The sequence below is a fragment of the Oleiphilus sp. HI0066 genome (assembly GCF_001635725.1).
Window position 1 is genome coordinate 1 of sequence record NZ_LWFH01001650.1, and the last position, 843, is coordinate 843.

The following is an 843-nucleotide window of genomic DNA, read 5'->3' on the forward strand; positions in this document are numbered from 1 at the left end:
TTCTGCACCTAGCTCCGTTCGATAGAATTCCAATTTAATTCTTCTATTAGCGAGATCGCTATCCTCTCCCTTGCTATTACGAAGTGCCTCGCGCTCTCCACGCCCGAGAATCGCAACACGTTCGGCCGAAACCCCTTTGTCAAGGAAGTATTGTTTGGCTTCAATGGCGCGCTTTTTGGCGAGTTTTTCATTAAAAGAAGCAGAGCCTTTACTATCTGTATAACCAATAATGCGGACCGAGTACTGCGTGTTTTTCTTCAAGAATTCAGCTGCATTAAAATCAGGGTGTTCAACAATATCGTCTATACCAAATTTGGCGAAGTTAAAAGACAAATTGATATTGAAACGGTATTGAGGACAACCCGCCTCGTTGACGGGCACATTAATCAAGGTGTCGGGACAGCGGTCAAGGTTTCGTGTGACACCGTCAAAGTCCTCATCAACATAATTGCTTCGAGAGGGGGAATCAAAATGGTAACTTAGGCCTGCTAAAACGCTTAGAGCGCCTCTATCCTTCACGATAGTTAAACCGGAATCCTGCAAAAAGCTACTGTCAATGTTATACATGTCATATCGCGCGGTAAGATCGAGCGACAATGACTCGCTTAATGGGATATCAGCACCCGCTTGTAATGTAAACACAACAGACTGCCCATTGCGGTCAATTGAATCCAGCTTAGCCGATGGTGAATCATCGAGATACATAAATGCATATCCGACGCCGGCACCGATAAAGGGTTGAATCGCAGAATCCTCCAATTCAGCCGAGTGGACGATACCCAGCCCCGGGATAATAACTTTTCGGTCAGTATACTGTAGCCACGCGAAATCTAGATAGGTATC

1 protein-coding gene is annotated in these 843 nt (G+C 45.4%); it reads right to left on the reverse strand.

What is annotated here, in order from left to right; all coding sequences use genetic code 11:
* The coding region (locus A3738_RS25740; protein ID WP_156504506.1) for an OmpA family protein at positions 1-843 on the reverse strand (843 nt) is incomplete at both ends.